Raw genomic sequence first — 26,555 nt, 5'->3', positions numbered from 1 at the left:
TCCGTACAACTGACGTAACTGGTGACATCACGCTACCAGAAGGCGTAGAAATGGTAATGCCAGGCGACAACGTACAGATGACTGTTGAGCTAATCGCACCAATCGCAATGGACGAAGGTCTACGTTTCGCGATCCGTGAAGGTGGCCGTACAGTAGGTGCTGGTGTTGTTGCTAAGATCTTCGACTAATTCATAGCGAATTAGACGGATGCTATCGGAAAATCTTGAATTAGATTTGACGAACCAGTAGCAAAAAGGGCATCATTTGATGCCCTTTTTCTGCACTCAACATAATTTTTGCTGTTTTCTTGTTCAGAAGTTGCTTGAGTGCGGAGCAAGATTAAGCAAACGGGCTTAATCTTATTAAGAGTACGCTGATTTTTTCAGCGATATGGAGTTTGCCCTGCAACAGCGGGGCTGTCGTCGTCTATATTAAGACTTGAAACAGGTTGGTTTTATGAAAGCAAATAATGCTGAAACTCCTGATAGCTCAAATGCAGCAGATACGTTTAAGTGGATCGTCGCTTTCGTATTGGCAGCTGCCGCTGTTGTGGGTAATTACCTGTATGGTGAAATGTCTGTAGTGATTCGCGCTGCAGGCGTTGTTGTTCTTATTGCAGCTGCTCTAGGCGTTGCAGCAACAACGACTAAAGGTAACGCAGCGATCAGTTTTGCAAAAGAATCGCGTATGGAAGTACGTAAAGTTGTTTGGCCTACACGCCAAGAAACCATGCAAACAACACTGATCGTTTTAGCTGTAAGTATTGTAATGGCTCTAGTGCTATGGGGTATTGACGGAATTATGGTTCGTCTAGTAGCTCTAGCAACTGGGGTATAGAGGGTTTTAATTCATGAGTGAAGCTCCAAAAAAACGCTGGTATGTGGTTCAAGCCTTCTCTGGATTTGAAGGTCGTGTGGCTCAATCTCTGCGCGAGCATATCAAAATGCACGGTATGGAAGAGCTATTCGGTGAAGTACTGGTTCCTACTGAAGAAGTAGTAGAAATGCGCGCGGGTCAGCGCCGCAAATCAGAGCGTAAGTTCTTCCCAGGTTACGTCCTTGTTCAGATGATTATGAACGATGAATCATGGCACCTTGTACGCAGTGTGCCGCGTGTCATGGGCTTCATTGGTGGTACCTCGGACCGTCCTGCACCTATCACAGACAAAGAAGCTGATGCGATTCTTAACCGTCTTGAGAAAGCGAGCGAAGCACCTCGCCCACGTACAATGTACGAAGCGGGTGAAGTGGTACGTGTTAATGACGGTCCATTTGCTGACTTTAACGGTACTGTTGAAGAAGTGGATTACGAGAAGAGCCGCCTGAAAGTGTCTGTATCGATCTTTGGTCGTGCAACACCAGTTGAGCTTGAATTTGGTCAGGTTGAAAAACTAGACTAAGACTCTTAAATTAAAGAGTATAAAAAATCACCTTTTTAGGGTTGTATAAGGCGCGAATTATTACTATAATTTCGCGCCTTTTTACTTCTAGTGAAGTAAAAAGTTTCTTACACAAACGGGGAGCTGATCCGTGATTAGCGTCTGTACCCAAACTTAGGAATTATCATGGCTAAGAAAGTTGAAGCTTACATCAAGCTACAAGTTGCTGCTGGTATGGCTAACCCTAGTCCACCAGTAGGTCCTGCACTAGGTCAACACGGTGTTAACATCATGGAATTCTGTAAAGCGTTCAACGCGAAAACAGAATCTATCGAGAAAGGTCTACCTACTCCAGTAGTTATCACTGTTTACAACGACCGTTCTTTCACGTTCGTAACTAAGACTCCACCTGCTGCTGTTCTACTTAAGAAAGCTGCTGGCGTTAAGTCTGGTTCAGGTCGTCCAAACACTGAAAAAGTGGGTACTGTAACTGACGCTCAAATCCAAGAAATCGCAGAAACTAAAGCTGCTGATATGACTGGTGCTGACATCGAAGCGATGAAACGCTCAATCGCTGGTACTGCTCGTTCAATGGGCCTAGTGGTAGAGGGTTAAGATCATGGCAAAACTAACTAAGCGCATGCGCGTAATCCGCGAAAAAGTTGACGTAACTAAAGAATACGAAATCAACGAAGCTGTTGCTCTTCTTCAAGAACTAGCGACTGCTAAATTTGTTGAGTCTGTAGACGTTGCTGTTAACCTTGGCATCGATGCTCGTAAATCTGACCAGAACGTACGTGGTGCAACTGTACTACCTCACGGTACTGGCCGCGAAATCCGCGTTGCAGTGTTCACTCAAGGTGCAAACGCTGAAGCAGCTAAAGAAGCTGGCGCAGACATCGTTGGTATGGAAGATCTTGCTGAGCAAGTGAAGAAAGGCGAAATGAACTTTGACGTAGTTGTTGCTTCTCCAGATGCAATGCGCGTTGTAGGTCAACTAGGTACTATCCTAGGTCCTCGCGGTCTAATGCCAAACCCTAAAGTTGGTACTGTAACTCCTAACGTTGCTGAAGCTGTTAAGAACGCTAAAGCTGGTCAGGTTCGTTACCGTAACGACAAAAACGGCATCATCCACACTACTATCGGTAAAGCTAACTTCTCTGCAGAGCAGATCAAAGAGAACCTAGAAGCACTTCTAGTTGCTCTTAAGAAAGCTAAACCATCTTCAGCGAAAGGTACTTTCCTGAAGAAAGTAAGCATCTCTACTACTATGGGTGCTGGTGTTGCTGTTGATCAGGCTAGCCTGAACACAGTTGCGTAATTAAGTAATTAATTACTGCACACTAATCTTTACTTAGGCGTGAAATGCATGTATGATTTTGCGCCTAATATTTGTGGTTGGGGCTGAACTTTGGTTCTTTGAACTGTCTCCTAGTTCGAATTGAATTAAGACCCAGTCTCCGTCCAAGACCGTAGGTGTTTGTTATTTAGCAAACTTAATCACCCTACGTAGATGGTGCCCGAACTGACAGAAAGCTCTATATTTAATAGTTAACTTTCTTCTGGGAATGCACCTAAATAGCTCTCACTGTTGTGATAATAGTGAGTGGTGTAACGACAACCAGGAGTAAATCCAAGATGGCTTTAAACCTTCAAGACAAAAAAGCAATTGTTGCTGAAGTCAACGAAGCTGCCAGTGGTGCACTTTCTGCAGTTGTAGCTGATTCTCGTGGCGTTGAAGTGGGCGCAATGACTTCTCTACGTAAACAAGCTCGTGAAGCTGGTGTTTACATGAAAGTCGTGCGTAACACTCTAGCACGTCGTGCGGTTCAGGGTACAGACTACGAGTGTCTAGTTGAGACATTTACTGGTCCTACTCTAATCGCGTTCTCTAATGAGCACCCAGGTGCTGCAGCGCGTCTTTTCAAAGACTTCGCTAAAGAGAACAAAGACTTCGAGATCAAAGCTGCTGCATTTGAAGGCGCGCTAACTGACGCTGAAGTACTAGCGACACTACCAACTTACGACGAAGCAATCGCACGCCTAATGATGTGCATGAAAGAAGCTTCTGCTGGCAAGCTGGTACGTACCTTCGCTGCTATCCGCGATCAAAAAGAAGAAGCAGCGGCATAAGCCTTGCTTTTTACTGGTTGCTTAATAAACTTATTGTTGACTTAAAAGAGAATTGTTATGTCTATTACTAACGAGCAAATCCTAGACGCAGTTGCAGAAATGTCTGTAATGCAAGTTGTTGAACTAATCGAAGCAATGGAAGAGAAATTCGGTGTTTCTGCTGCTGCTGCTGTTGTAGCTGGCGGCGCTGCTGCAGGCGAAGCTGCTGCTGAGCAAACTGAATTCGACGTAATCCTAGAAGCTGCTGGCGGTAACAAAGTTGCTGTAATCAAAGCTGTACGTGGCGCAACTGGCCTAGGTCTTAAAGAAGCTAAAGCTCTTGTAGACGGCGCTCCAGCACCTCTTAAAGAAGGTATTGAGAAAGCAGAAGCTGAAGCTCTTAAAGCTCAGCTAGAAGAAGCTGGTGCAACTGTTGCTGTTAAGTAATTATTGCATAGTTTCTTAGCCTAACGGCTAACTGGCTGGTGGTTTTTTAACCACCGGCCTTTTTGCGCTGTAGGGTATAGGTGAATTTTCCCGCTGTTTAAGCACCTCATACCCATGCAAAAAACATTTCATTCTATCGAAATGAAATGTCACTACAGTAAACAGCTATTTAGTCACTGTCCCTTACCCCCCTTAAGTAACTAGGAGCGGGCGGACAGTTTGGGTCACTTATCAGCGAGCTGAGGAACCCCATGGTTTACTCTTATACCGAGAAAAAGCGCATCCGTAAGGACTTTGGTACTCGTCCACAAGTTTTGGACATTCCATACCTGCTATCGATCCAGCTCGATTCGTTCGACAAATTTATCGAACAGGATCCTGAAGGTCAATACGGTCTTGAAGCCGCTTTCCGTTCTGTATTTCCAATTCAGAGCTACAACGGCAATTCTGAGCTGCAATACGTTAGCTACCGTCTTGGTGAGCCAGTTTTTGACGTTAAAGAATGTCAAATCCGCGGTGTAACTTACTCAAAGCCACTACGTGTAAAACTACGCCTAGTTATCTTTGATAAAGACGCGCCAGCAGGTACTGTAAAAGACATTAAAGAACAAGAAGTCTACATGGGTGAAATCCCACTCATGACAGACAATGGTACCTTCGTGATCAACGGTACCGAGAGGGTTATCGTATCCCAGCTGCACCGAAGCCCAGGCGTGTTCTTCGACAGCGATAAGGGTAAGACCCACTCATCAGGTAAAGTTCTATACAACGCACGTGTTATTCCTTACCGTGGTTCATGGCTTGATTTCGAGTTTGATCCTAAGGATAACCTGTACGTACGTATCGACCGCCGTCGTAAGCTACCAGCATCGATCATCCTTCGTGCACTAGGTAAATCGTCTGAAGAAATCCTAGATATCTTCTTCGAGAAAGTGAACTTCGAAGTGAAAGACCAAACTCTACTGATGGAGTTGGTTCCAGATCGTCTACGTGGTGAAACTGCGTCATTCGACATCGAAGCAGATGGCAAAGTTTACGTTGAGCAAGGTCGTCGCGTAACGGCTCGTCATATCCGCCAACTAGAGAAAGATGGCGTTGATCACATCGAAGTACCAGTTGAGTACATCGTTGGTAAAGTTGCATCGAAAGACTACATCAACGAAGCAACAGGCGAGATCATTGTTACTGCTAACCAGGAAATCAGCTTGGAAGCACTAGCGAACCTATCTCAGGCTGGCCACAAAGCGCTAGAAGTTCTGTTTACGAACGATCTAGACCACGGTCCGTTCATGTCAGAAACGCTACGTATCGACAGCACGGTTGATCGTATTTCTGCACTGGTAGAAATCTACCGCATGATGCGCCCTGGTGAGCCGCCAACAAAAGAAGCTGCAGAAGCACTATTCGAAAGCCTATTCTTCTCTGAAGAGCGTTACGATCTATCGACTGTTGGTCGTATGAAGTTCAACAGCTCTATCGGTCGTGAAGATGCTCAAGAGCAAGGCACACTTGACGAAACTGATATCGTCGAAGTGATGAAGAAGCTTATCGCTATCCGTAACGGCATCGGTGAAGTGGACGATATCGACCACCTGGGTAACCGTCGTATCCGCAGCGTTGGCGAAATGGCAGAAAACCAATTCCGCGTAGGTCTAGTACGTGTTGAACGTGCTGTTAAAGAGCGTCTAAGCCTTGGTGACCTTGATGCAATCATGCCTCAAGACCTAATCAACGCTAAGCCGATCTCTGCTGCGGTTAAAGAATTCTTTGGCTCTTCACAGCTTTCTCAGTTCATGGACCAAAACAACCCACTATCAGAAGTCACGCACAAGCGTCGTATTTCTGCATTGGGTCCTGGCGGTCTGACTCGTGAACGTGCTGGCTTCGAAGTACGTGACGTACACGTAACTCACTACGGTCGTCTATGTCCTATCGAAACGCCTGAAGGTCCAAACATCGGTCTGATCAACTCTCTATCTGCGTTTGCGCGTTGTAACGAGTACGGTTTCCTAGAGACTCCATACCGTCGCGTAGTAGATGGCGTGGTTACAGACGAAGTAGATTACCTATCTGCAATCGAAGAAGGTCAATTCGTTATCGCACAGGCTAACGCTGCGTTGACTGAAGACAGTACTTTTGCAGATGAGCTGATCACAGCTCGTCAGAAAGGTGAATCTGGCCTACACCCTCGTGAGCACGCTCAGTACATGGACGTTGCGACAAACCAGGTTGTATCTATCGCTGCATCGCTTATCCCGTTCCTAGAACACGATGATGCGAACCGTGCATTGATGGGTGCGAACATGCAACGTCAGGCAGTTCCAACACTGAAAGCTGACAAACCGCTTGTTGGTACTGGTATTGAACGTAACGTAGCCGTTGACTCAGGTGTAACTGCAGTTGCGAAACGTGGTGGTGTAATCCAGTCAGTAGATGCTTCTCGTATTGTTGTTAAAGTAAACGAAGAAGAACTAGTACCTGGCGAAGCAGGTATCGACATCTACAACCTGACTAAATACACGCGTTCTAACCAGAACACATGTATCAACCAACGCCCATGTGTAATGCCAGGTGAGCTTGTAGCACGTGGCGACGTACTTGCTGATGGTCCTTCAACAGACCTTGGTGAGCTAGCGCTTGGTCAAAACATGCGTATCGCGTTCATGCCTTGGAACGGTTACAACTTCGAAGACTCGATCTTAGTATCAGAGCGCGTAGTTCAAGAAGACCGATTCACGACAATCCACATTCAAGAACTGACTTGTGTGGCACGTGATACTAAGCTGGGTTCTGAAGAGATCACAGCGGATATTCCAAACGTAGGTGAGTCTGCTCTGTCTAAACTAGACGAGTCAGGTATCGTTTACATTGGTGCTGAAGTTAAGGGTGGCGACATCCTAGTTGGTAAAGTAACACCTAAAGGTGAAACTCAGCTAACTCCTGAAGAGAAGCTACTACGTGCGATCTTCGGTGAAAAAGCATCTGATGTTAAAGATACTTCACTACGTGTACCAAACTCTGTATCAGGTACGATCATCGACGTTCAAGTCTTCACTCGCGATGGCGTAGAGAAAGACAAGCGTGCGCTTGAAATCGAGCAGATGCAGCTTAAAGAAGCGAAGAAAGACCTAACTGAAGAATTCCAGATTCTTGAGGGTGGGCTTCTAAACCGTGTTAAAGCTGTTCTGATTGAAGGCGGTTACTCTGAAGCGAAACTAGAGTCTACTGAACGTAAGAAGTGGCTAGAGCTAACGCTTGAAGATGACGCACTACAAACTCAGCTAGAGCAACTTGCTGAGCAGTGGGACGAGCTAAAAGCTGACTTCGATAAGAAGTTCGAAACTAAGCGTCGCAAGATCACTCAAGGTGATGATCTAGCGCCGGGCGTACTGAAGATCGTTAAGGTTTACCTAGCGGTTAAACGTCGCATCCAGCCTGGTGATAAGATGGCGGGTCGTCACGGTAACAAGGGTGTAATCTCTAAGATCAACCCTGTTGAAGACATGCCATACGATGAAAAAGGTCAGCCTGTAGACATCGTACTTAACCCACTGGGTGTACCTTCGCGTATGAACATCGGTCAGATCCTAGAAGTTCACTTAGGTCTGGCAGCGAAAGGTATCGGTGACAAGATCAACCAGATGGTGAAAGAGCAGCAAGAACTAGCGAAATTCCGCGAATTCCTACAAAAAGTTTACGATCTAGGTGAAACTCGCCAGAAAGTAGACGTTGCTTCTCTGTCTGATGATGAAGTACGTACACTGATCAAGAACCTGCGTGGTGGTCTACCAATCGCGACACCAGTATTTGACGGTGCTTCTGAGCCTCTAATCAAAGAGCTTCTAAAACTAGCAGACCTACCAGAATCTGGTCAGCTAACGCTGTTTGATGGTCGCACAGGTGATGCGTTTGAGCGTCCTGTAACTGTTGGTTACATGTACATGCTGAAACTAAACCACCTTGTTGATGACAAGATGCACGCTCGTTCAACTGGTTCGTACAGCCTAGTAACTCAGCAACCACTTGGTGGTAAAGCTCAGTTCGGTGGTCAGCGTTTCGGTGAGATGGAAGTATGGGCACTAGAAGCATACGGTGCTGCTTACACGCTACAAGAAATGCTAACTGTTAAGTCGGATGACGTTAACGGCCGTACTAAGATGTACAAGAACATCGTAGACGGAAGCCATAGCATGGAACCTGGTATGCCAGAATCGTTCAACGTATTGTTGAAAGAGATCCGCTCGCTAGGTATCAACATCGAGCTAGAAGACGAAGAGTAATCTCTTTCCCTAATTGAGAAAGCTGATTATCGGTAGAAAGGTGCTCACTGTTATAGGTGAGCTCCTTTTAACTCCTTACAGGAGCTGATTGTGAAAGACTTATTAAACTTTCTAAAAGCACAGCATAAGACCGAAGAATTTGATGCAATCAAAATCGGTCTATCTTCACCAGACATGATCCGTTCATGGTCTTTCGGTGAAGTTAAAAAACCTGAAACGATCAACTATCGTACGTTCAAGCCTGAACGCGATGGTTTGTTCTGTGCGCGTATCTTTGGTCCAGTTAAAGACTACGAATGTCTTTGTGGTAAATACAAGCGCTTGAAGCACCGTGGTGTTATCTGTGAGAAGTGTGGTGTAGAAGTTACACAAACTAAAGTTCGTCGTGACCGTATGGGCCACATCGAGCTTGCTTCACCAGTAGCTCACATCTGGTTCCTAAAATCGCTACCGTCTCGTATCGGTCTACTAATGGATATCCCTCTACGTGATATCGAACGTGTTCTTTACTTCGAAATGTACGTAGTAACTGAACCGGGTATGACTGATCTAGAAAAGAGTCAGATGCTTACTGAAGAAGAGTATCTAGACCGTCTAGAAGAGTGGGGCGACGAGTTCACTGCTAAGATGGGTGCAGAAGCTATCAAGGACCTACTGGGTTCTATGGATATGCACGCAGAAGCGGAACAAATGCGCGAAGAGCTAGAGACAACAAACTCTGAAACTAAGCGTAAGAAAGTCACTAAGCGTCTTAAGCTGGTAGAAGCGTTTATCTCATCTGGTAACAACCCAGAGTGGATGATCCTGACTGTACTTCCAGTACTTCCGCCAGATCTACGTCCTCTAGTACCACTAGATGGCGGTCGCTTTGCGACTTCTGATCTAAACGATCTATACCGTCGTGTGATCAACCGTAACAACCGTTTGAAGCGCCTTCTAGAGCTAGCGGCTCCGGACATCATCGTACGTAACGAAAAACGTATGCTGCAAGAGTCTGTTGATGCGCTACTAGATAACGGTCGTCGTGGTCGTGCGATCACAGGTTCGAATAAGCGTCCTCTGAAATCTCTTGCTGATATGATCAAGGGTAAACAAGGTCGTTTCCGTCAGAACCTTCTAGGTAAACGTGTAGACTACTCTGGCCGTTCTGTAATCACAGTAGGTCCATACCTTCGTCTACACCAGTGTGGTCTTCCTAAGAAGATGGCACTTGAGCTATTCAAACCATTCATCTACAGCAAGCTAGAGACTCGTGGTCTTGCGACTACAATCAAAGCTGCTAAGAAAATGGTAGAGCGTGAAGAAGCGGTTGTTTGGGATATCCTAGACGAAGTAATCCGTGAACACCCAGTACTATTGAACCGTGCACCTACACTTCACCGTCTAGGTATCCAGGCGTTCGAACCAGTACTAATCGAAGGTAAAGCGATCCAGCTACACCCACTTGTTTGTGCGGCGTACAACGCGGACTTCGATGGTGACCAAATGGCAGTTCACGTACCTCTAACTCTAGAGGCGCAGCTTGAAGCTCGTACTCTGATGATGTCGACAAACAACATTCTGTCGCCAGCGTCAGGTGATCCGATCATCGTACCTTCTCAGGACGTTGTATTGGGTCTGTACTACATGACTCGTGAAAAGATCAACGTTAAAGGTGAAGGCATGTACCTTTCTGGCCCTGCAGAGGCTGAGAAAGCATACCGCACCAAGCAAGCTGAACTTCACGCACGCGTTAAAGTACGTATTACAGAAACGGTTGTAGACGAAGACGGCAACAGCACGACAGAAACTAAGATGGTAGATACTACTGTCGGTCGTGCAATGCTTTGGCAAATCGTGCCATCTGGTCTACCGTACAGCATCGTTAACCAAAAGTTAGGTAAGAAGCAAATCTCTAACCTACTTAACGAGGCTTACCGTAAGCTAGGTCTGAAAGACACGGTTATCTTCGCTGACCAAATCATGTACGCAGGTTTTGCTTACGCAGCACTATCTGGTGTATCGGTTGGTATCGACGATATGGTTGTTCCTGCAGCTAAGTACACTGAAATCGCAGAAGCGGAAGAAGAAGTACGTGAAATCCAGGAACAGTACCAGTCTGGTCTTGTTACTGCGGGCGAACGATACAACAAAGTGATCGATATCTGGGCATCGACCAACGACCGCGTTGCGAAAGCAATGATGGAGAACCTGTCATCTGAAACGGTAGTTAACCGTGACGGTGAAGAGGAACAACAAGAGTCGTTTAACAGCATCTACATGATGGCGGACTCGGGTGCTCGTGGTTCTGCAGCACAGATTCGTCAGCTTGCTGGTATGCGTGGTCTGATGGCGCGTCCAGATGGCTCAATCATCGAAACGCCGATCACAGCGAACTTTAAAGAAGGTCTAAACGTACTTCAGTACTTTATCTCAACGCACGGTGCTCGTAAGGGTCTTGCGGATACGGCACTGAAAACAGCGAACTCGGGTTACCTAACTCGTCGTCTAGTAGACGTTGCTCAAGACGTTGTTGTAACTGAACATGACTGTGGCACTCATGAGGGTGTTGACATGATGCCTCATATCGAGGGTGGTGATGTTAAAGTTGCACTGTCTGAGCTAGCGCTTGGTCGTGTCGTTGCTGAAGACGTTCTAAAGCCTGGTACTGAAGAAGTTCTTATTCCACGTAACACCCTGATCGATGAGAAGTGGTGTCAAATCATGGAAGAGAACTCAGTAGACAGTATGCGTGTACGTTCTGTTGTTACTTGTGATTCTGACTTCGGTTGTTGTGCACAGTGTTACGGTCGTGACCTTGCACGTGGTCACCTAGTAAACCAAGGTGAAGCAGTTGGTGTTATCGCTGCTCAGTCTATCGGTGAGCCGGGTACACAGCTTACGATGCGTACGTTCCACATCGGTGGTGCGGCATCGACAGCAGCAGCAGAAAACAGCGTTCAAGTGAAGAACAACGGTTCTATCAAGCTACATAACGCTAAGTCAGTAGTAGCTGATGACGGTAAGATCGTTATCACTTCTCGTGCGACTGAACTAACCATCATCGATGAGTTTGGCCGTACTAAAGAGAAGCACAAACTGCCTTACGGTACACTACTAAGCAAAGGCGACGGTGACACAGTTCAAGCTGGTGAAACTGTAGCTAACTGGGAAGCGCACACACTACCAATCATCACTGAAGTAGCGGGTCGTATCCAGTTCGTAGACATGATCGACGGTGTTACAGTTTCTCGCCAAACAGATGACCTAACAGGTCTATCTTCAAGCGAAGTAACTGACGCAGCCGCTCGTCCATCTGCAGGTAAAGATATGCGTCCAGCTATCAAACTTGTTGATGAGCAAGGTAACGATGTAATGATCCCTGGTACAGATATGCCAGCTCACTACTTCCTGCCTGGTAAAGCGATTGTGAACATCGAAGATGGCGCAGCAGTAGGCGTAGGTGCAACACTTGCACGTATTCCTCAGAAATCTGGCGGTAACAAAGATATCACCGGTGGTCTTCCACGAGTTGCTGACCTGTTCGAAGCACGTAAGCCTAAAGAGCCTGCGATCCTTGCTGAACACACAGGTACGGTTAGCTTCGGTAAAGAGACCAAAGGTAAGCGTCGTCTAGTGATCACTCGCGATAGCGGTGAAGCTTACGAAGAGATGATTCCTAAGCATCGTCAGCTTAACGTGTTCGAAGGTGAGAAGGTTGAACGTGGTGATGTTATCGCTGATGGCCCAGAGTCTCCACATGACATCCTACGTCTACGTGGCGTACACGCGGTAACTCAGTACATCGCTAACGAAGTACAAGAAGTTTACCGTCTACAAGGCGTTAAGATTAACGATAAGCACATTGAGACTATCGTTCGTCAAATGCTACGTAAGTGTACTATCACATTTGCTGGTGATTCTGAGTTCCTACCTGGTGAGCAAGTTGAGTACTCACAAGTTAAGATTGCTAACCGTAATCTAGAAGCTGAAGGCAAAGAGCCTGCGCGTTTCGAACGTGAACTTCTAGGTATTACCAAAGCGTCTCTAGCAACTGAGTCGTTCATCTCTGCGGCATCGTTCCAGGAGACAACTCGCGTACTAACAGAAGCTGCGGTTTCTGGTAAGCGTGATGACCTACGTGGTCTGAAAGAGAACGTAATTGTTGGTCGTCTGATCCCAGCTGGTACTGGTTTCGCATACCACCAAGAGCGTCAAGCTAGACGTACTGAAGCGCAAGAAGGCCCGTCTGCTGAACAAGCAACGGATAACCTGGCAGCACTTCTAAACGCTGGCTTCTCTTCTGAAGAATAAGCCTCTGACGAGTCATCGTTAAGAGTGAAAAAAGGCACCCTCGGGTGCCTTTTTTAATATCTAAACTAAAGTTAATATCTAAACCAAAAAGGGTTGATGCTTTTACATCAACCCTTCATTTCGTTAACTACCATAAGTTAGTCAGATATCGTTTAAGCCCCTGGTGGCATCGCTAAACTATCAGAGATCTGTTGAATCAATTGATCCTCTACTTCGAAACGAGTCTCAAGAATTTCTCCAACTAGAGACATGTCTGAGTTAAAGTTTGGTAACTCGTCGTCTTCTGTTACTTCAGAGTATTTATCGTTAAAGTTCAGCAATGGTTCCGTAGTAATGACTATTTTTCCGTAAGTCTGATTGATTTCATCTGTCACGATAAAGCCTGTCGATTTCCAGCGATCCATTACCATATCGTAAATTTTGAAATGGCCTTCTGAGATATAGTCGACCAGATGTTGGCAGAAGTTTTGCAACTCGGAAGGGGTAGGGAGTTCAATCACATTAGTTTTCGAACAAGGTTGCAGCGCTGCAAGCTTACAGTATTCAACGATCAGCGATTGTCTCGTATCTAACCAGTGATCAATGACATCACTTGAGCCACCCCACTGGTCTTGTGTTTTTTTGAATTTTTTTAGCATGACCATGCCCTCATGATCTGATCGCCCGATGGCGAACGTATCCTTTGCATAGCAAAGTTAGTAAAGTTATTACAAACTCTTGTCCTTACTAAAATTTATAGTTTCAAAAATCCTTAACGATAAACTCTAGTATGAAATTAGATTGCCAGTAAAATGGTTGAACTTCAAGCAAAGGGAGGGAATCATGATAAGAAAAGGTGATGTTAACCGCGTAGAAAAAGCGCATTGGTGTGTTGTTTCAGGAAGTGAAATTTGGCTGGTGGATAGTGCTGTTCCTTTTGGTTCAGCGGTACAGTTCGCATTGCCGGAGGCGAGTGCAAGAAAAATTGGTGAGTATCAACAGCATCCGGTTATGTGGGTAAACCTAGCTGATCTCGAGCAAGACTTACCGATGACTTCATTACGAGATTGTTTGCATTTCCCTGAAGCGCTCTTTTTGCTGCTCAGTAAAGCAATTCAGTATGGACACATGACGCAAAGTTTACGTTTTTGTCCTCAATGTGGTGGTCGTAACTTCATCAATAATAATCAGCTAGCCATGCAATGTGGCGAGTGCCGAACGCTACACTATCCACGCATCTTCCCATGCATTATTGTCGCTGTGCGTAAAGATAAGCACATTCTATTGGCCCAGCACCCACGACATCGAAACGGTATGTATACCGTGATAGCAGGCTTTCTGGAGGTCGGAGAGACATTAGAAGAGTGTGTCGCGCGTGAAATACACGAAGAAACTGGAGTATACGTAAAAAATATTCGGTATTTTGGTAGCCAGCCGTGGGCTTTCCCATCAAGCATGATGATGGCATTCTTAGCCGACTATGAGTCTGGAGAGTTAAGCCCTGATTATACTGAACTGTCAGATGCTCAGTGGTTCAATGCTGACGAAATGCCTCCTGTTGCCCCAAAAGGCACGATTGCTCGAGCGCTAATAGAGCAAACTCTACAAGATATTAAAGCTAGCCACTTGGATAAATAGACAAAAAAAACCCTCCGAGAGGGAGGGGGTAAGTAAGATGTCGTTATGAGATGCCGAGTACTGGGTACTCAGTTTATAATTGTAGTTTTCGCTAGCGAACAAATTTTTAACACTGATACGGATTGGGTGCAAATTAAGCATTGATTTAAAAGTTAATAACTTGATCCAGGTTGCAAAGCACACAGCTATTGGCCTTAAATCAGTGATAGAATACCCCCTTTCAAAGAAAGCCTAACAATTGGAATTACGGAATGACTGAATTAAAAAATGATCGTTATCTACGTGCTCTACTGAAAGAGCCTGTAGATTACACGCCAGTATGGATGATGCGTCAGGCAGGTCGTTACCTACCAGAATACAAAGCAACGCGTGCGCAAGCGGGCGATTTCATGTCTTTGTGCCGAAATGCAGAACTGGCCTCTGAAGTGACACTCCAACCTCTACGCCGTTTTCCTCTTGATGCTGCAATCTTGTTCTCTGACATCCTGACTATCCCTGATGCAATGGGACTGGGTCTGCGTTTTGCTGCGGGTGAAGGTCCTGTGTTTGACAACCCAATTACTTGCAAAGCGGATGTGGAAAAAATTGGCCTTCCAGATCCAGAAGGTGAGCTGCAATACGTAATGAACGCAGTGCGTCAGATCCGTAAAGACCTCAAGGGTGAAGTGCCTCTGATTGGTTTCTCTGGCAGCCCATGGACACTCGCAACTTACATGGTTGAGGGGAGTAGCTCAAAAGCGTTCACTAAGATCAAGAAGATGATGTACGCGGAGCCGCAAACACTGCATCTATTGCTTGATAAGCTTGCAGATAGCGTCATTGAGTACCTGAATGCACAAATTAAAGCGGGTGCGCAGTCGGTAATGGTATTTGATACATGGGGTGGTGTACTGACTCCTCGTGACTACAACCTATTCTCACTGCAATACATGCATAAAATCGTTGATGGCCTGATTCGTGAGAACGATGGTCGTCGCGTACCAGTAACGCTATTCACTAAGAATGGTGGCATGTGGCTAGAGCAAATCGCAGCAACAGGCTGTGATGCAGTTGGCCTGGACTGGACGATTAACATCGCAGACGCGAAAGCACGCATCGGTGACAAAGTCGCATTGCAAGGCAATATGGACCCATCCATGCTTTACGCATCACCTGAGCGTATCCGTGAAGAAGTTGCTGACATCCTAGAAGGCTTCGGCGATATGGGTACTGGTCATGTATTCAACCTTGGTCACGGCATTCATCTGGATGTTCCGCCAGAAAACGCAGGCGTATTTGTGGACGCGGTGCACGAGCTATCAAAGCCATATCATAAATAATCTCGATTTTTAGATATTCAATACCGGCATTGTTGCCGGTATTTTTTTGTCTGAAATTTATTTATACCCAAATAACCTCGAGATGCTAGGTTCAGCGAGAATGGATTGCTGCACAGGCGCGGCAACGTTCTGAATCTTGAAGTCATTTGAGGATATGTACAGCTCTTATAGTATTTGTCCTACCATGATCTAAATTAGTCATTAAGCTGTGCAATGATTGTTTTATTCTTTAAAAACAGGATCTTATGGTTTTTGGTTGTGGGTGTCTTATTACTGCGTACAGGTACGAAAGTATTTAGATCATGGGTGACCTAAAGCATCGAATGAATGCGACTTCGTAGGTAAGGAACAACATCGATTGCAAACCATGGATTCTTTTTTAGCCATAAAGTATTGCGTGGTGAGGGATGGGGAAGAGGGATAACGTCCGGTTCCCAGTCCTGCCAATGTTGAACGGTTTCGGTCAGTGTTTTGGGTTTATTGGGCAGGTAGTATTGCTGCGAGTATTGACCAATGAGTAATGTGAGTTCGATATTTGGTAGTTGTTGCAGCAGCTTTTGATGCCAGGCTGGCGCACATTCCTTACGGGGAGGTAGGTCTCCGGAGCGCCCTTTACCGGGATAACAAAAACCCATCGGAATAATGGCAACTTTGGTCGGATCGTAGAAGGCATCTTTATCTATATCCAGCCACTGACGTAGCCTATCACCACTCGGGTCATTCCAGGGGATAGATGTTTTGTGGACCCGAGTACCGGGAGCCTGACCAATAATGAGTAATCGGGCTTCTTTCGCTGCTTGTACGACAGGGTTTGCGCCTAACGGTAAATCGCTGGCGCAAAGCTGACAGGCTCTAACTTGCTTCAGTAGTGCATCTAGTGACATGAGCGGTTTAGTACCCTTTATCGAAATCGACCTGGTAGTTAAGTGGGAACCCATCGCGCCAATTTAGGTAATTCTCAGCAAATATCTCCGCCACTTGATCAGGGAAGCTGAGAGCTGCAATGTGCGGTGTGAGCGTAATTTGCGGTAATCTCCAGAAAGGATGTTCCTTGGGAAGCGGCTCTTGCTCAAAAACATCCAGAATCGCGTGTTCTACCCAGCGGCTTTTAATGGCAAGCAGGAGTCCCTTGTCCTCTAATACGTTCCCGCGTCCTACATTAATCAGTATAGCCTGGCTTAGATGACTGAGCGTTTCACCATTAAGCAGGTAGAGGGTCTCTGGTGTGCTTGGCAAGGTGTTGACGACGATATCTGCTTGCTTAAGGGCGCTCGTAAGTTCGTTGATATGATAAGTTTGGTCAAACTCTCCTCCTGATGTTGGAATACCGGTGCGATTAACACCGATGGTCTTTATTCCCATGGCTCGAACCGTTTTGGCTAAGTAACTACCTATGCTGCCAGTGCCGAGGATGATCATCTTTTTATTTTGCAGAGAAGTGTAGAAGTGTGGTTGCCACTGTCGATTCTGTTGCTGCTGGTGGTAAAGGCTAAAGTGACGATAGTGGGTGATACAGTAACCAATCACATATTCGGCAATGAGTGGACCAAAGATGCCTCGGACATTCGTGAGAGTATAATCCTGACGTAAGCTAGAGGACATCAAGGTGTTTACTCCTGCAAACGTGGATTGCACCCAGTCAAGTTGTGAAAACTCGTCTAATCTTTGTGATAGAAGTGGAGGATCAGCCAAAACAATCTGAGCGTCATTCGGGCTGTCCGTGAAGCTAAGATCAGGCAGGTTTTTCTCTGTCAATAATGTTTGGTAGGTGCTTTGATGCTCTGAGAGCAGGAAAATCTTATTTGGTTGCGGCATTAACTTTTTTCCCTGTGATGAATCAAGTACACTTTCGCTGTTTTTTTCTTCAATGATTGAGTGACTATGCTTAAGAATCCTCTTCAGGTTCGTTTGGAAAAACTAGAACCTTGGCAACAAATTACCTTTATGGCGTGTCTGTGCGAGCGCATGTATCCAAACTACGCGATGTTTTGCGAGAATACAGAATTTGCGGAACCACGCGCTTACCGAGCGATTCTTGATAGTGTATGGGAAATTCTGACAGTTAAGAGCGCGAAAGTGAACTTTGAGCGTCAGTTAGAAAAGCTAGAAGAGTTATTTCCAAGTGCCGATGAGTTTGATTTTTATGGTGTATACCCAGCAATGGATGCGTGTCAGGCGCTGGCTACACTGCTGCATGGTTTGTTGGATCGCGACTACCTTTTTGAATCAATGATTAAAGTGAGCCAACAGTCGGTACAAACTGTTGCGGATCTTGAGCAAGCCCAAGGAAGCGAGCCAATCACGAATGACAATCAAAAAGAAAACCAAGCTGTGTGTGAAGAGTGGGATGTTCAGTGGGCTATTTTCCGCCCACTACGCGAGTCAACAGAGCGCGATATTGGTTTGATTAAAGATCTGCGTGAAGAGCTACGAGAAGAGGGTGTAAGCAATATTGGTGTTGCGCTATAACCCTTCCACGAAATTAAAAAAGGCATCCAACTGGATGCCTTTTTACTGTGTGTATTCTGATAGAGATTAAGATTCTTTGGAATCTGGTTTCACTGTCTCAGTGGATTCAGCCTTGGTTTCCTGAGTATCCAGTGCCGTACCTTCTTCATCGTCATCACGGCTTTCTATTACACCGTGCTTCTCTTTCCAGCTTTCCCAGCGTTGATAAGCCAGCTCTTGCATGTCTGTGCTCTTGTCTGCTTCGTCGATGATCTCTTCACCGACTAGGTGTTCAAAGATGTCTTCCAGTGTCACCAAGCCTTGCACAGTTCCGTATTCATCAACGACGAGTGCTAACTGCAGGCGGTGAGTCATCATCTGATCAAATACTTTAGGAAGCGCTGTATTATTCAGTACCACCTGAATTGGACGCATCACCGCTCCAAGTTGTTTCTGGCCGCAACCAGATTGTTGTAGTTTAAACAGCTCCAAACGGTGCACAAAGCCGATGATGTTGTCTTTCTGTTCGCTATAAATCAACGGACGAGAGAAAGGCGTGTCTTTGTGCTTCTCTAAAAACTGATCAATGGATTTGGTTGCGTTGACGCGGAATACTACCGGTCGAGGCGTCATAACCTGAGTGACGGGGACATCTTGAATACCCAATAGGTTACTCAGAATTTTAGATTCGCCTTCTGCAAACTCGCCGCTTTCACGAGCAAGAATCGCCATCGCTGATAGCTCATCACGCATCTTCGGCGCTACGTGATCGCGAGATAGGCGTTTGGTAATTTGCTCAGAGAACCAAACGAATGGTGTCAAAGCCCATACCATCCAGCGTAAAGAGACCGCAGCGGTAGGAGCGAGCTGACGCCAGTAAGTGGCACCAATGGTCTTAGGGACGATTTCAGACAGAACTAAAATGGCCAAGGTCAGTACCGCAGAGAAAATACCAAGCGCTTCACTACCGAAAACGACCGCGGCCTGCGCACCTGCGGTTGCCGCACCAATGGTATGTGCGATGGTGTTAAGCGTCAGAATCGAAGCTAATGGACGGTCGATGTCTGATTTAAGTTTAGAAAGCTGCCCAGCCGCAGGGTGCCCCTGTTGATTGAGCTGTGCGATGTAGCTTGGACTGATACTCAGTAATACTGCCTCCAGTACCGAACAGATAAATGAAATGCCGATAGCAATAGAGATATAAATGGATAACAGCAGCATAGTTGCCCTTGAAAGTGGTTAGATAGTCGTTGTTTGCAGCTATTATAGCCGCTCATATGCGATATAAATTGCGCCAAATACGCTGGAAAGCAAGGGTATTCGGACGCTATGTGGTAACAAATTGTGAGTTATTACTCATATTATGGCTAAAAGTACGTCATAAAATCGAAAGTTCACCTACAAACCTTTGCCAGATGGGGCATTTATGTTTTAGAGTGAGACGAATTCGATAACCTATAAGAAGGGAAACCTAATGAACAAGACCCAATTAATCGACTTTATCGCAGAAAAAGCAGACCTATCAAAAGCACAAGCAAAGGCTGCTCTTGAAGCGACTCTTGAAGGTGTAACTGGCGCACTTAAAGAGGGTGACCAAGTTCAACTAATTGGTTTTGGTACATTCAAAGTAAACCACCGTGCTGCACGTACTGGTCGCAACCCTAAGACTGGCGATGAGATTCAAATCGCAGCGGCTAACGTTCCTGCATTCGTAGCAGGTAAAGCACTGAAAGAATCAGTAAACTAAGTTAGAATGCACCGAGGTATCCTGCCTCGGTGCAATTTTATGAAAAAACAGCTCTTCACTTCATTTCTCCTTGCTAGCCTTTCTCTTGTTGGCTGTTCATCTGTTGAAACCTCCAATCTAGAACAATTTACTCATTTCACTGGCGGTAAAGCTGAGGGAGATGCAAGCAGTTTGTATTGGATGACGGAACGACTTACCCGTGTCAGTACCGCAGCTGATTATGTAACAGCGGGTGACTATGGTTGGTACCAAAGTGATTATCGTTGGGATGACGGTGAATTACGGGAGTTGACTCGAAAGGGTGACCAGATTGATGCCAAGCAGGGTATGGTACCTTTTCAAGTCCACATCCGATTCAATAAAGATGGTGAAGCGGTTTATCAGCAATATCGAGTTAATAACAAAGTTCTGCCTTTACAGCGTGACCAGCTAGAGCGTTTTAAGTCTGAAGCCAACGATGTTGTTGTCTCTGTCAAAGAGCGCTCTCGCAACGGTCAGAGCTTGATTCAAGGTTACTGGGATGGTGAATCCTTGGAAGTTTGCGACGGTAAAGAGTTTGCGGCTTTAGAGTTTAACCAGACGTTGCCGAAATTTGTCATTGACCGATTGGCATCCGTTGATAGTTACATTGCCTTCATTGGCAAAGAGTCCCGCAATAAAGTGACCGTTGATGAATTGCTTTTACTCAAAGATGATGAGTTTGACTGCGTTCAGAGACCTAAATTCATCGCTGAATAACCGCTCTTGCTTTGAATAATGAAAAAAGGCGCATTAAGCGCCTTATTATTTATAGCCAACTGATGTTGTTTTTATTTTGATTGCTCGCGTGCGATAGCGCGGTAGCCAATATCATTGCGATGGAACATACCATCCCAGCTGATCTGTTTCGCTAGCTCATACGCGCGTTGCTGAGCTTCTGAAACGCTATGGCCAAGTGCTGTTGCACACAGTACGCGACCTCCGTTTGTCACGACATCGCCGTCTTTGTTCTCTGTACCAGCATGGAAGACTTTCTCGCCTTCAACTTCGGTCTGAGGCAAGCCTGAAATCACATCGCCTTTGTTGTATGCCGCTGGGTAACCACCTGCAGCAAGAACAATACCGATCGACGCGCGCGGATCCCATTTAGATTCCACTTGATCCAGCTTCTTGTCGACAGCTGCTAGACAAAGTTCAACCAAATCTGACTGCATGCGCATCATGATTGGTTGAGTTTCTGGATCGCCGAATCGACAGTTATATTCGATCACTTTTGGTGTGCCGTCTTTGTCGATCATTAGGCCTGCGTATAGGAAACCTGTGTATGGGTTACCTTCTGCTGCCATGCCGCGAACGGTTGGATAAATGACTTCGTCCATGATGCGATTGTGGATTTCTGGTGTAACCACTGGCGCTGGAGAGTAAGCTCCCATACCACCTGTGTTAGGACCCGTATCTTTGTCGCCTACGCGTTTGTGGTCTTGGCTGGTGGCCATTGGTAGGACATTCTCACCATCAACCATCACGATGAAGCTTGCTTCTTCGCCATCCAGGAATTCTTCAATAACAACACGGCTACCAGCATCACCGAAAGCGTTACCAGCAAGCATGTCCTTGATTGCGTCTTCCGCTTCCTCTAGCGTCATTGCAACGATAACGCCTTTACCTGCAGCAAGGCCGTCAGCTTTCACAACGATTGGTGCGCCTTGCTCACGAACGTAAGCCAATGCAGGCTCAATCTCTGTGAAGTTAGCGTAAGAGCCTGTTGGGATTTCATGGCGTGCAAGAAAGTCTTTCGTGAACGCTTTTGAGCCTTCAAGCTGAGCAGCAGCCTGAGTTGGGCCGAAAATTGGCAGGCCAGCTTCATTAAACGCATCAACGACACCAATCACAAGTGGTGCTTCAGGGCCAACGATAGTTAGTTCAATCGCATGTTCTTGTGCAAATGCAACCAGCGCTGCCGTGTCTTCTACGCCGATGTTGACGTTCTTCAATTTAGGCTCAAGAGCAGTACCAGCGTTACCAGGAGCAACGAATACCGTTTCAACATTTGGGTTTTGAGCGGCTTTCCAACCTAGTGCGTGTTCACGACCGCCTGCGCCGATAATCAATACATTCATTGTATTTTACCTTTGATAGCTTCGTCATATTGCCGATTTCAGAGTCAACCATGCTCACTTATAGCCATAAGATCAGCGTGTTTTCCTTGAACTAGGCAATCTGACTTTGCTCTAAAATTAAAATTTTTTAATTAATGTTGATAAGCAAAAGCGACAACACTAATGAAGAATTAAACGGATCAAAATGGCCCTAGGTCATCCCTAGAGCCATGTTCTGATTAGTGACGGAAGTGACGCATGCCTGTGAAGATCATCGCCATACCGTGCTCATCTGCTGCTGCAATAACTTCGTCATCGCGCATAGAGCCACCTGGCTGAATCACACACTTGATGCCCGCTTCTGCTGCCGCATCAATACCATCACGGAATGGGAAGAATGCGTCTGATGCCATTACGCTACCAGCGACTTCCAGACCTTCATCGGCTGCTTTAATACCCGCGATTTTTGCAGAGTAAACACGGCTCATTTGGCCAGCGCCCACGCCGATAGTCATGTCACCTTTTGCGTAAACGATCGCGTTTGATTTCACGAATTTCGCTACTTTCCAGCAGAATAGCGCGTCTTTTAGCTCTTCTTCTGTTGGCTGACGCTTAGACACTACTTTAAGGTCGTCCAGGCTTACCATGCCTTGGTCACGGTCTTGAACCAGTAGGCCGCCGTTAACGCGTTTAACATCAAAGCCAGTTGTCTTGGTTGTCCACTCACCGCACTCAAGCAGGCGAACGTTTTTCTTCGCTGCAACCACTTCGATAGCTTCCGCTGATACTGAAGGTGCGATAATGACTTCAACAAATTGACGTTCAACAATTGCTGTAGCAGTTTCTGCGTCTAGCTCTTTGTTGAATGCGATGATGCCGCCGAATGCTGATGTTGGATCCGTTTGGTAAGCGCGGTTGTACGCTTCTAGGATGTCTTTACCTAGTGCTACACCACATGGGTTTGCGTGTTTCACGATCACACATGCTGGCTCGTCGAACTCTTTCACACATTCAAGCGCTGCATCAGTGTCAGCGATGTTGTTGTAAGAAAGTGCTTTACCTTGGATTTGACGAGCAGTAGATACAGATGCTTCTTCCGGATTCGCTTCAACATAGAATGCAGCTGCTTGGTGGCTGTTCTCACCGTAGCGCATATCTTGTTTCTTCTCGAACTGCTGGTTGAAAGTGCGTGGGAATTTCGACTCTTCATCACCTTCTTTGTTCTCACCGTAAGATGGAACCATAGTGCCGAAGTAGTTCGCGATCATGCCGTCGTAAGAAGCAGTATGTTCGAATGCGGCAATAGCAAGGTCGAAGCGAGTTTCCAGAGTCAGAGACTTGTCGTTTGCATCCATTTCAGCGACGACGCGGTCGTAGTCTGAAGCGTTTACAACGATAGTCACGTCTTTGTGGTTTTTCGCTGCGGAGCGAACCATTGTAGGGCCACCGATATCGATGTTCTCTACAGCGTCTTCTAGAGTACAGCCGTCTTTAGCAACAGTTTCTGCGAATGGGTATAGGTTAACAACAACCATGTCGATTGGATTGATGCCGTGTTTTTCCATCACTTCATCGTCTTGCCCGCGGCGGCCTAGTACACCACCGTGAACTTTCGGGTGAAGCGTCTTAACGCGACCGTCCATCATTTCTGGGAAACCAGTGTAGTCAGAGACTTCAGTTACTGCGATACCTTGCTCAGCAAGTAGACGAGCTGTACCACCAGTAGATAGGATATCGACACCACGCTCAGCAAGAGCTTGTGCAAACTCAACAATACCTGTTTTGTCTGATACGCTGATTAGCGCGCGGCGAATAGGACGAGCGTTGTTCATGCTTCCATTTTCCTCAAATTCACGGAGTTAAAGATGTTTGCCAAAAATGAACTTGTTTTTACCTCTTGGGGGTAAAATATTGGCCAGTTTTGGTAAAGACCTTTTCAGGCGTTTTCCAGTCAGAAAACAGTCTCCACTATTTGATGGCGCGTATTCTAACCAATTTATTACAAAAAAGCTCGCGCAATCGTTTGGCATCTCAAAAATAATTGCAAAAAAGTCGATCTTTAGCTTTAAAAGTAACGAGATAGTTAATAAGGACAGTTATGTTTCAGATAGGTGAACTGGCGAAACGCTGTGGTGTGACCGCCGATACATTACGATTCTACGAAAAGAATGGGCTAATTAAGCCTGCGGGACGAAGTGAATCAGGCTATCGACTCTATAATGAAGAGAATCAAAAGCAGGTTCGATTTATCCTCAAAGCCAAAGAGCTTGGTTTAAGTTTGGGTGAGATTAGAGATCTTCTGGAAATAAAACTAGAAGCGACAGAGCACAGCTGCGCCGAGGTTAAAGCGATTACTACGGCTAAGTTAGAGCTGGTGGATGAAAAAATTAATGAACTGACTAAAATTCGCCGAGCGCTTAAAAAGATTAATGATGCCTGCTGCGGCCATGTGGATGACGATGCGAGTCACTGCTCTATCTTAGCTGCTCTGGAGTAGCGAGACTTTTTCCTGCCCCAGATTGTATCTGAATGGGATGGTTTACTAGGAACCAGCTGCTCTCCACCCTATAATCCCTCCTCTTTATTTACGGTAAGAGATGGTGTCCTGTCATTTCTGCTGCTTTACCTGGTAGATGTGAGAGTGTAATTACATGGTTGGAGTCTATTTTCAAATCAACGATTGGGTGATGGACGTTGGTGAAAATAAGCTTTACCGAAAAGGTAGGGAAACCTCCGTCGAACCACGATTAAGTAACCTTCTATATTTCTTTGCTAAGAACGCGAACCAAGTTTTCACACGCAAAGAGTTAATACAGTCGGTTTGGGATCGGGCGGCTGTCACCGACCAAGTGGTGACTCAGTCTATCTCTGAGCTGCGTAAGTTATTGCGTGATAGTCGTGAAGAGAACCCCAGCTATGTCATCACAGTGCCCAAGCGAGGGTATAAACTCGTCGCTGAAGTCACACGCTTAACGCCAAAAGAGTTTATGCGCGTTAGTTCTAGTGACAGTCAAAATATGCCTTCTCTAACTGGAGAAGCAGCTCGCTTTTACTCAGATGCTTCTGGTGGGAAGTTTAAGCTAAAGCATCAAGGGCGCTATTGGAGTAAGGGATTATTTAGCTTTACTTTGCTTGGTATTGTGGTGGCGATGATAGTTACGTTTACCTACAAGCAACCGGAAGTAAGTAATAGGCCAAACAACGATATATATCTGATTGAATTCACTCTCCACAACAACGCCAGTCATACAGGTATTGGCGATGACTTAGCTGACGGTATCACGAAAAAGTTAATGTCGGATGTGGCTCAGGTTAGTGACTATCGAGTAATGCAGAAGAGAGCGTCATTTAATAGCCGTGCGGAAGCGGGCAAATCTGTGGTGGTAAAGATAAGGCAAAGTGATGTAGCCCGCTTATTAGAAATCGAGTATCGGACCAGTTTCTCGGATAAAGCGCTATTTCGTCGTTTATATACCTTGGCGGACCGTGATTTAAAGACGGTTTTACAGCAAGCGTCGCTGGGTATGATGACGATACTGAATGTGCCCGATGCCAAACTGAAATCAACGATGCTGGTGGCTGGACTTCCAATCACTCCCAAGGCACTAAAACTGTTTATTCAAGCGCATCATTATTTAAATATTTCAGATGAAAATCAGTATCAGCATGGCATTGAACTCATGGAAAACGTTTTAGACATTGAGCCACACAATGCTTATGTTCAAGCTGAGTTGCTGATTGCGTACCATGTACAAAAAGCACTGCACCCTGAACAAGCTCAGAGAAAAAGACAACCGCAAGCACTCTACGAGGCATTGGAAGTAGGGGCAAAAATGGCTATCGGTCAAATTCAGCCTCGCATTTATGAAGCGCTCGCTCTACATAAAACAGTCGTCGGTGATTTAGCGAAGGCAAAGCAATATTTAGCCCAAGCTCTTAAGTTGCGTGATTCAGTGCTTTCCAATGTTATTCGAGGTAAACATGCGGAGTTGGAGGAAGATATAGAGTCAGCGGGCACGTTCTATCGCCAAGCCCTCTATATAGATAGATCATTAAAGACGCACGTATTGTGTAAGTCGCTAGTGTTTAAAAGTGACGTGAAGGTGGATGACACCCAGCATCAAGTCAATTTACTCACAGTGAGTAATATTTAATAAATGAATGCTGTTAACTATATAGGCCCGTCACTATTAGTGAGGGGCTTTTTTGTATCCCTAATTTCTACAGAAGGTATGCCTTGTAGTCATCCTGATTAACACTAAATGGCAAAAGTTTACGGTGATATCGAAAAATCGGTGATAGAGGCATAAGTGAAAAGGAAAAAGTTGGCGCTTTTTCTAAGAAGGGATGACCTCGATCAGCAGAAAAGATCCGATTTATCCAAGAAAAACAGGCCGAATCGTTCTTTATTTGCGCAAAGTGTTTGTTGTTTGTTCGGTTGAGGTTTTTTTTGCAAAAAACGCTTGTGCTAATTTCTTAACTCCCTATACTGCGCATCCACCGACACGGAGTGAGACGAAAGTCACACAGCGAGTCGGAAATGAGAGAAAAAAGAAATTTGAAAAAATGCTTGACTCTCTCACGGTGCGGAGTAAGATACGCACCCCTAACGACGAGCAACTGAGTTGCTGGGTAAGTTAGAAAAGCTCTTTAAAAATAAGAACCTATCAATCTGTGTGGGCACTCGTTGATGATAATCCAATTAGATACCTCGGTATCAAATTAGGTTTCAATGAACTGAGTGACCAATACAAATAACCTCGGTTATTTGGCACAGTCAATTCATTATCGTTCTGTTGGAACGATAATAGCTTTAAAATTACTTCTTACTTTCGA

The 26,555-nt window shown here is 45.7% G+C and carries 21 protein-coding genes and 1 pseudogene; 16 read left to right on the top strand and 6 right to left on the bottom strand.

Annotation, left to right across the window (positions count from 1 at the left end; genetic code table 11):
• The 9 genes and pseudogenes from tuf to rpoC form a co-directional block, all read left to right on the top strand.
• Window positions 1–188 (top strand): annotated as a pseudogene (gene tuf, locus L3V31_RS21040) (elongation factor Tu); the annotation flags it as partial.
• A 268-nt stretch (window positions 189–456) separates the two neighbouring features.
• Window positions 457–837, top strand: coding sequence for a preprotein translocase subunit SecE (gene secE, locus L3V31_RS21035; protein ID WP_176293749.1), 381 nt, complete (start codon window positions 457–459; stop codon window positions 835–837).
• Between the two features lie 13 nt (window positions 838–850).
• The gene (nusG, locus tag L3V31_RS21030) at window positions 851–1,399 is read left to right on the top strand and encodes a transcription termination/antitermination protein NusG (protein WP_237319042.1); all 549 of its coding nucleotides are present in this window, start codon (window positions 851–853) and stop codon (window positions 1,397–1,399) included.
• A gap of 165 nt (window positions 1,400–1,564) precedes the next feature.
• Entirely contained in the window at window positions 1,565–1,993 is a 429-nt protein-coding gene (gene rplK, locus L3V31_RS21025) for a 50S ribosomal protein L11 (protein ID WP_008078231.1), read from the top strand.
• A 4-nt stretch (window positions 1,994–1,997) separates the two neighbouring features.
• Window positions 1,998–2,699, top strand: coding sequence for a 50S ribosomal protein L1 (gene rplA / locus L3V31_RS21020; protein ID WP_237319038.1), 702 nt, complete (start codon window positions 1,998–2,000; stop codon window positions 2,697–2,699).
• A gap of 317 nt (window positions 2,700–3,016) precedes the next feature.
• A complete protein-coding gene (gene rplJ, locus L3V31_RS21015) occupies window positions 3,017–3,511 on the top strand; it encodes a 50S ribosomal protein L10 (protein WP_237319036.1) in 495 nt (164 codons plus the stop codon).
• A 57-nt stretch (window positions 3,512–3,568) separates the two neighbouring features.
• Window positions 3,569–3,937, top strand: coding sequence for a 50S ribosomal protein L7/L12 (gene rplL / locus L3V31_RS21010; protein WP_237319034.1), 369 nt, complete (start codon window positions 3,569–3,571; stop codon window positions 3,935–3,937).
• A 251-nt stretch (window positions 3,938–4,188) separates the two neighbouring features.
• A complete protein-coding gene (rpoB, locus tag L3V31_RS21005) occupies window positions 4,189–8,217 on the top strand; it encodes a DNA-directed RNA polymerase subunit beta (RefSeq protein WP_237319033.1) in 4,029 nt (1,342 codons plus the stop codon).
• 90 nt (window positions 8,218–8,307) lie between these two features.
• Window positions 8,308–12,510, top strand: a complete 4,203-nt coding sequence (rpoC, locus tag L3V31_RS21000) for a DNA-directed RNA polymerase subunit beta' (protein WP_237319032.1) — start codon at window positions 8,308–8,310, stop codon at window positions 12,508–12,510.
• Window positions 12,511–12,662: 152 nt separating this feature from the next.
• Here rpoC and rsd read toward each other — a convergent pair whose 3' ends face one another.
• Window positions 12,663–13,154 (bottom strand): sigma D regulator, encoded by a 492-nt coding sequence (rsd, locus tag L3V31_RS20995; RefSeq protein WP_237319031.1) that lies wholly within the window; start codon window positions 13,152–13,154, stop codon window positions 12,663–12,665.
• 178 nt (window positions 13,155–13,332) lie between these two features.
• Between rsd and nudC the strand changes: the two genes are divergently transcribed.
• Window positions 13,333–14,127: an NAD(+) diphosphatase gene (gene nudC, locus L3V31_RS20990; protein ID WP_237319028.1), complete on the top strand. Its 795-nt coding sequence runs from the start codon at window positions 13,333–13,335 to the stop codon at window positions 14,125–14,127.
• Window positions 14,128–14,378: 251 nt separating this feature from the next.
• Window positions 14,379–15,446, top strand: a complete 1,068-nt coding sequence (gene hemE, locus L3V31_RS20985) for a uroporphyrinogen decarboxylase (protein ID WP_237319027.1) — start codon at window positions 14,379–14,381, stop codon at window positions 15,444–15,446.
• Window positions 15,447–15,757: 311 nt separating this feature from the next.
• On the opposite strand, the gene L3V31_RS20980 is transcribed toward hemE, so the two are convergent.
• A complete protein-coding gene (locus L3V31_RS20980; protein WP_237319025.1) occupies window positions 15,758–16,330 on the bottom strand; it encodes a uracil-DNA glycosylase family protein in 573 nt (190 codons plus the stop codon).
• Between the two features lie 7 nt (window positions 16,331–16,337).
• A complete protein-coding gene (locus tag L3V31_RS20975; RefSeq protein ID WP_237319023.1) occupies window positions 16,338–17,261 on the bottom strand; it encodes a D-2-hydroxyacid dehydrogenase in 924 nt (307 codons plus the stop codon).
• Window positions 17,262–17,327: 66 nt separating this feature from the next.
• Between L3V31_RS20975 and L3V31_RS20970 the strand changes: the two genes are divergently transcribed.
• A complete protein-coding gene (locus L3V31_RS20970) occupies window positions 17,328–17,915 on the top strand; it encodes a DUF416 family protein (protein WP_237319021.1) in 588 nt (195 codons plus the stop codon).
• 66 nt (window positions 17,916–17,981) lie between these two features.
• Here L3V31_RS20970 and L3V31_RS20965 read toward each other — a convergent pair whose 3' ends face one another.
• Window positions 17,982–19,115 (bottom strand): hemolysin family protein, encoded by a 1,134-nt coding sequence (locus L3V31_RS20965; RefSeq protein WP_237319019.1) that lies wholly within the window; start codon window positions 19,113–19,115, stop codon window positions 17,982–17,984.
• Between the two features lie 253 nt (window positions 19,116–19,368).
• On the opposite strand from L3V31_RS20965, the gene hupA reads away from it, so the two are divergent.
• Window positions 19,369–19,641 (top strand): nucleoid-associated protein HU-alpha, encoded by a 273-nt coding sequence (gene hupA / locus L3V31_RS20960; protein ID WP_005433627.1) that lies wholly within the window; start codon window positions 19,369–19,371, stop codon window positions 19,639–19,641.
• Window positions 19,642–19,680: 39 nt separating this feature from the next.
• Window positions 19,681–20,379: a DUF1481 domain-containing protein gene (locus L3V31_RS20955; RefSeq protein WP_237319018.1), complete on the top strand. Its 699-nt coding sequence runs from the start codon at window positions 19,681–19,683 to the stop codon at window positions 20,377–20,379.
• A gap of 71 nt (window positions 20,380–20,450) precedes the next feature.
• Here the strand turns inward: L3V31_RS20955 and purD are convergent, their stop codons facing one another.
• Window positions 20,451–21,740, bottom strand: a complete 1,290-nt coding sequence (gene purD, locus L3V31_RS20950) for a phosphoribosylamine--glycine ligase (protein WP_237319016.1) — start codon at window positions 21,738–21,740, stop codon at window positions 20,451–20,453.
• 218 nt (window positions 21,741–21,958) lie between these two features.
• Entirely contained in the window at window positions 21,959–23,551 is a 1,593-nt protein-coding gene (gene purH, locus L3V31_RS20945; protein ID WP_237319014.1) for a bifunctional phosphoribosylaminoimidazolecarboxamide formyltransferase/IMP cyclohydrolase, read from the bottom strand.
• A gap of 266 nt (window positions 23,552–23,817) precedes the next feature.
• Between purH and zntR the strand changes: the two genes are divergently transcribed.
• Together zntR and cadC are read left to right on the top strand one after the other, a co-directional pair.
• Window positions 23,818–24,216 carry a Zn(2+)-responsive transcriptional regulator gene (zntR, locus tag L3V31_RS20940; RefSeq protein WP_014233270.1) on the top strand — a complete coding sequence of 133 codons (399 nt, stop codon included), beginning with the start codon at window positions 23,818–23,820 and terminating at the stop codon, window positions 24,214–24,216.
• Window positions 24,217–24,370: 154 nt separating this feature from the next.
• Window positions 24,371–25,873, top strand: a complete 1,503-nt coding sequence (gene cadC / locus L3V31_RS20935; protein WP_237319012.1) for a lysine decarboxylation/transport transcriptional activator CadC — start codon at window positions 24,371–24,373, stop codon at window positions 25,871–25,873.
• Window positions 25,874–26,555 lie beyond the last annotated feature (682 nt).

It is taken from the genome of Vibrio sp. J1-1 (genome assembly GCF_021728395.1).
In the GTDB taxonomy this organism is placed as follows: domain Bacteria; phylum Pseudomonadota; class Gammaproteobacteria; order Enterobacterales; family Vibrionaceae; genus Vibrio.
The sequence above is the reverse complement of the archived record's forward strand: the minus strand, read 5'-3'. Positions and strand labels throughout refer to the sequence as shown.

Bases quoted from the DNA above. Each gene is read 5' to 3' on its own strand.
- L3V31_RS20955 (WP_237319018.1), top strand. From the start codon at position 19,681: ATGAAAAAACAGCTCTTCACTTCATTTCTCCTTGCTAGCCTTTCTCTT.
- nusG (WP_237319042.1), top strand. From the start codon at position 851: ATGAGTGAAGCTCCAAAAAAACGCTGGTATGTGGTTCAAGCCTTCTCT.
- purH (WP_237319014.1), bottom strand. From the start codon at position 23,551: ATGAACAACGCTCGTCCTATTCGCCGCGCGCTAATCAGCGTATCAGAC.
- L3V31_RS20980 (WP_237319025.1), bottom strand. From the start codon at position 16,330: ATGTCACTAGATGCACTACTGAAGCAAGTTAGAGCCTGTCAGCTTTGC.
- L3V31_RS20975 (WP_237319023.1), bottom strand. From the start codon at position 17,261: ATGCCGCAACCAAATAAGATTTTCCTGCTCTCAGAGCATCAAAGCACC.
- rplK (WP_008078231.1), top strand. From the start codon at position 1,565: ATGGCTAAGAAAGTTGAAGCTTACATCAAGCTACAAGTTGCTGCTGGT.
- L3V31_RS20970 (WP_237319021.1), top strand. From the start codon at position 17,328: ATGCTTAAGAATCCTCTTCAGGTTCGTTTGGAAAAACTAGAACCTTGG.
- zntR (WP_014233270.1), top strand. From the start codon at position 23,818: ATGTTTCAGATAGGTGAACTGGCGAAACGCTGTGGTGTGACCGCCGAT.
- rplA (WP_237319038.1), top strand. From the start codon at position 1,998: ATGGCAAAACTAACTAAGCGCATGCGCGTAATCCGCGAAAAAGTTGAC.
- nudC (WP_237319028.1), top strand. From the start codon at position 13,333: ATGATAAGAAAAGGTGATGTTAACCGCGTAGAAAAAGCGCATTGGTGT.
- L3V31_RS20965 (WP_237319019.1), bottom strand. From the start codon at position 19,115: ATGCTGCTGTTATCCATTTATATCTCTATTGCTATCGGCATTTCATTT.
- rsd (WP_237319031.1), bottom strand. From the start codon at position 13,154: ATGGTCATGCTAAAAAAATTCAAAAAAACACAAGACCAGTGGGGTGGC.
- rpoB (WP_237319033.1), top strand. From the start codon at position 4,189: ATGGTTTACTCTTATACCGAGAAAAAGCGCATCCGTAAGGACTTTGGT.
- secE (WP_176293749.1), top strand. From the start codon at position 457: ATGAAAGCAAATAATGCTGAAACTCCTGATAGCTCAAATGCAGCAGAT.
- hupA (WP_005433627.1), top strand. From the start codon at position 19,369: ATGAACAAGACCCAATTAATCGACTTTATCGCAGAAAAAGCAGACCTA.
- rplJ (WP_237319036.1), top strand. From the start codon at position 3,017: ATGGCTTTAAACCTTCAAGACAAAAAAGCAATTGTTGCTGAAGTCAAC.
- cadC (WP_237319012.1), top strand. From the start codon at position 24,371: ATGGTTGGAGTCTATTTTCAAATCAACGATTGGGTGATGGACGTTGGT.
- rplL (WP_237319034.1), top strand. From the start codon at position 3,569: ATGTCTATTACTAACGAGCAAATCCTAGACGCAGTTGCAGAAATGTCT.
- hemE (WP_237319027.1), top strand. From the start codon at position 14,379: ATGACTGAATTAAAAAATGATCGTTATCTACGTGCTCTACTGAAAGAG.
- purD (WP_237319016.1), bottom strand. From the start codon at position 21,740: ATGAATGTATTGATTATCGGCGCAGGCGGTCGTGAACACGCACTAGGT.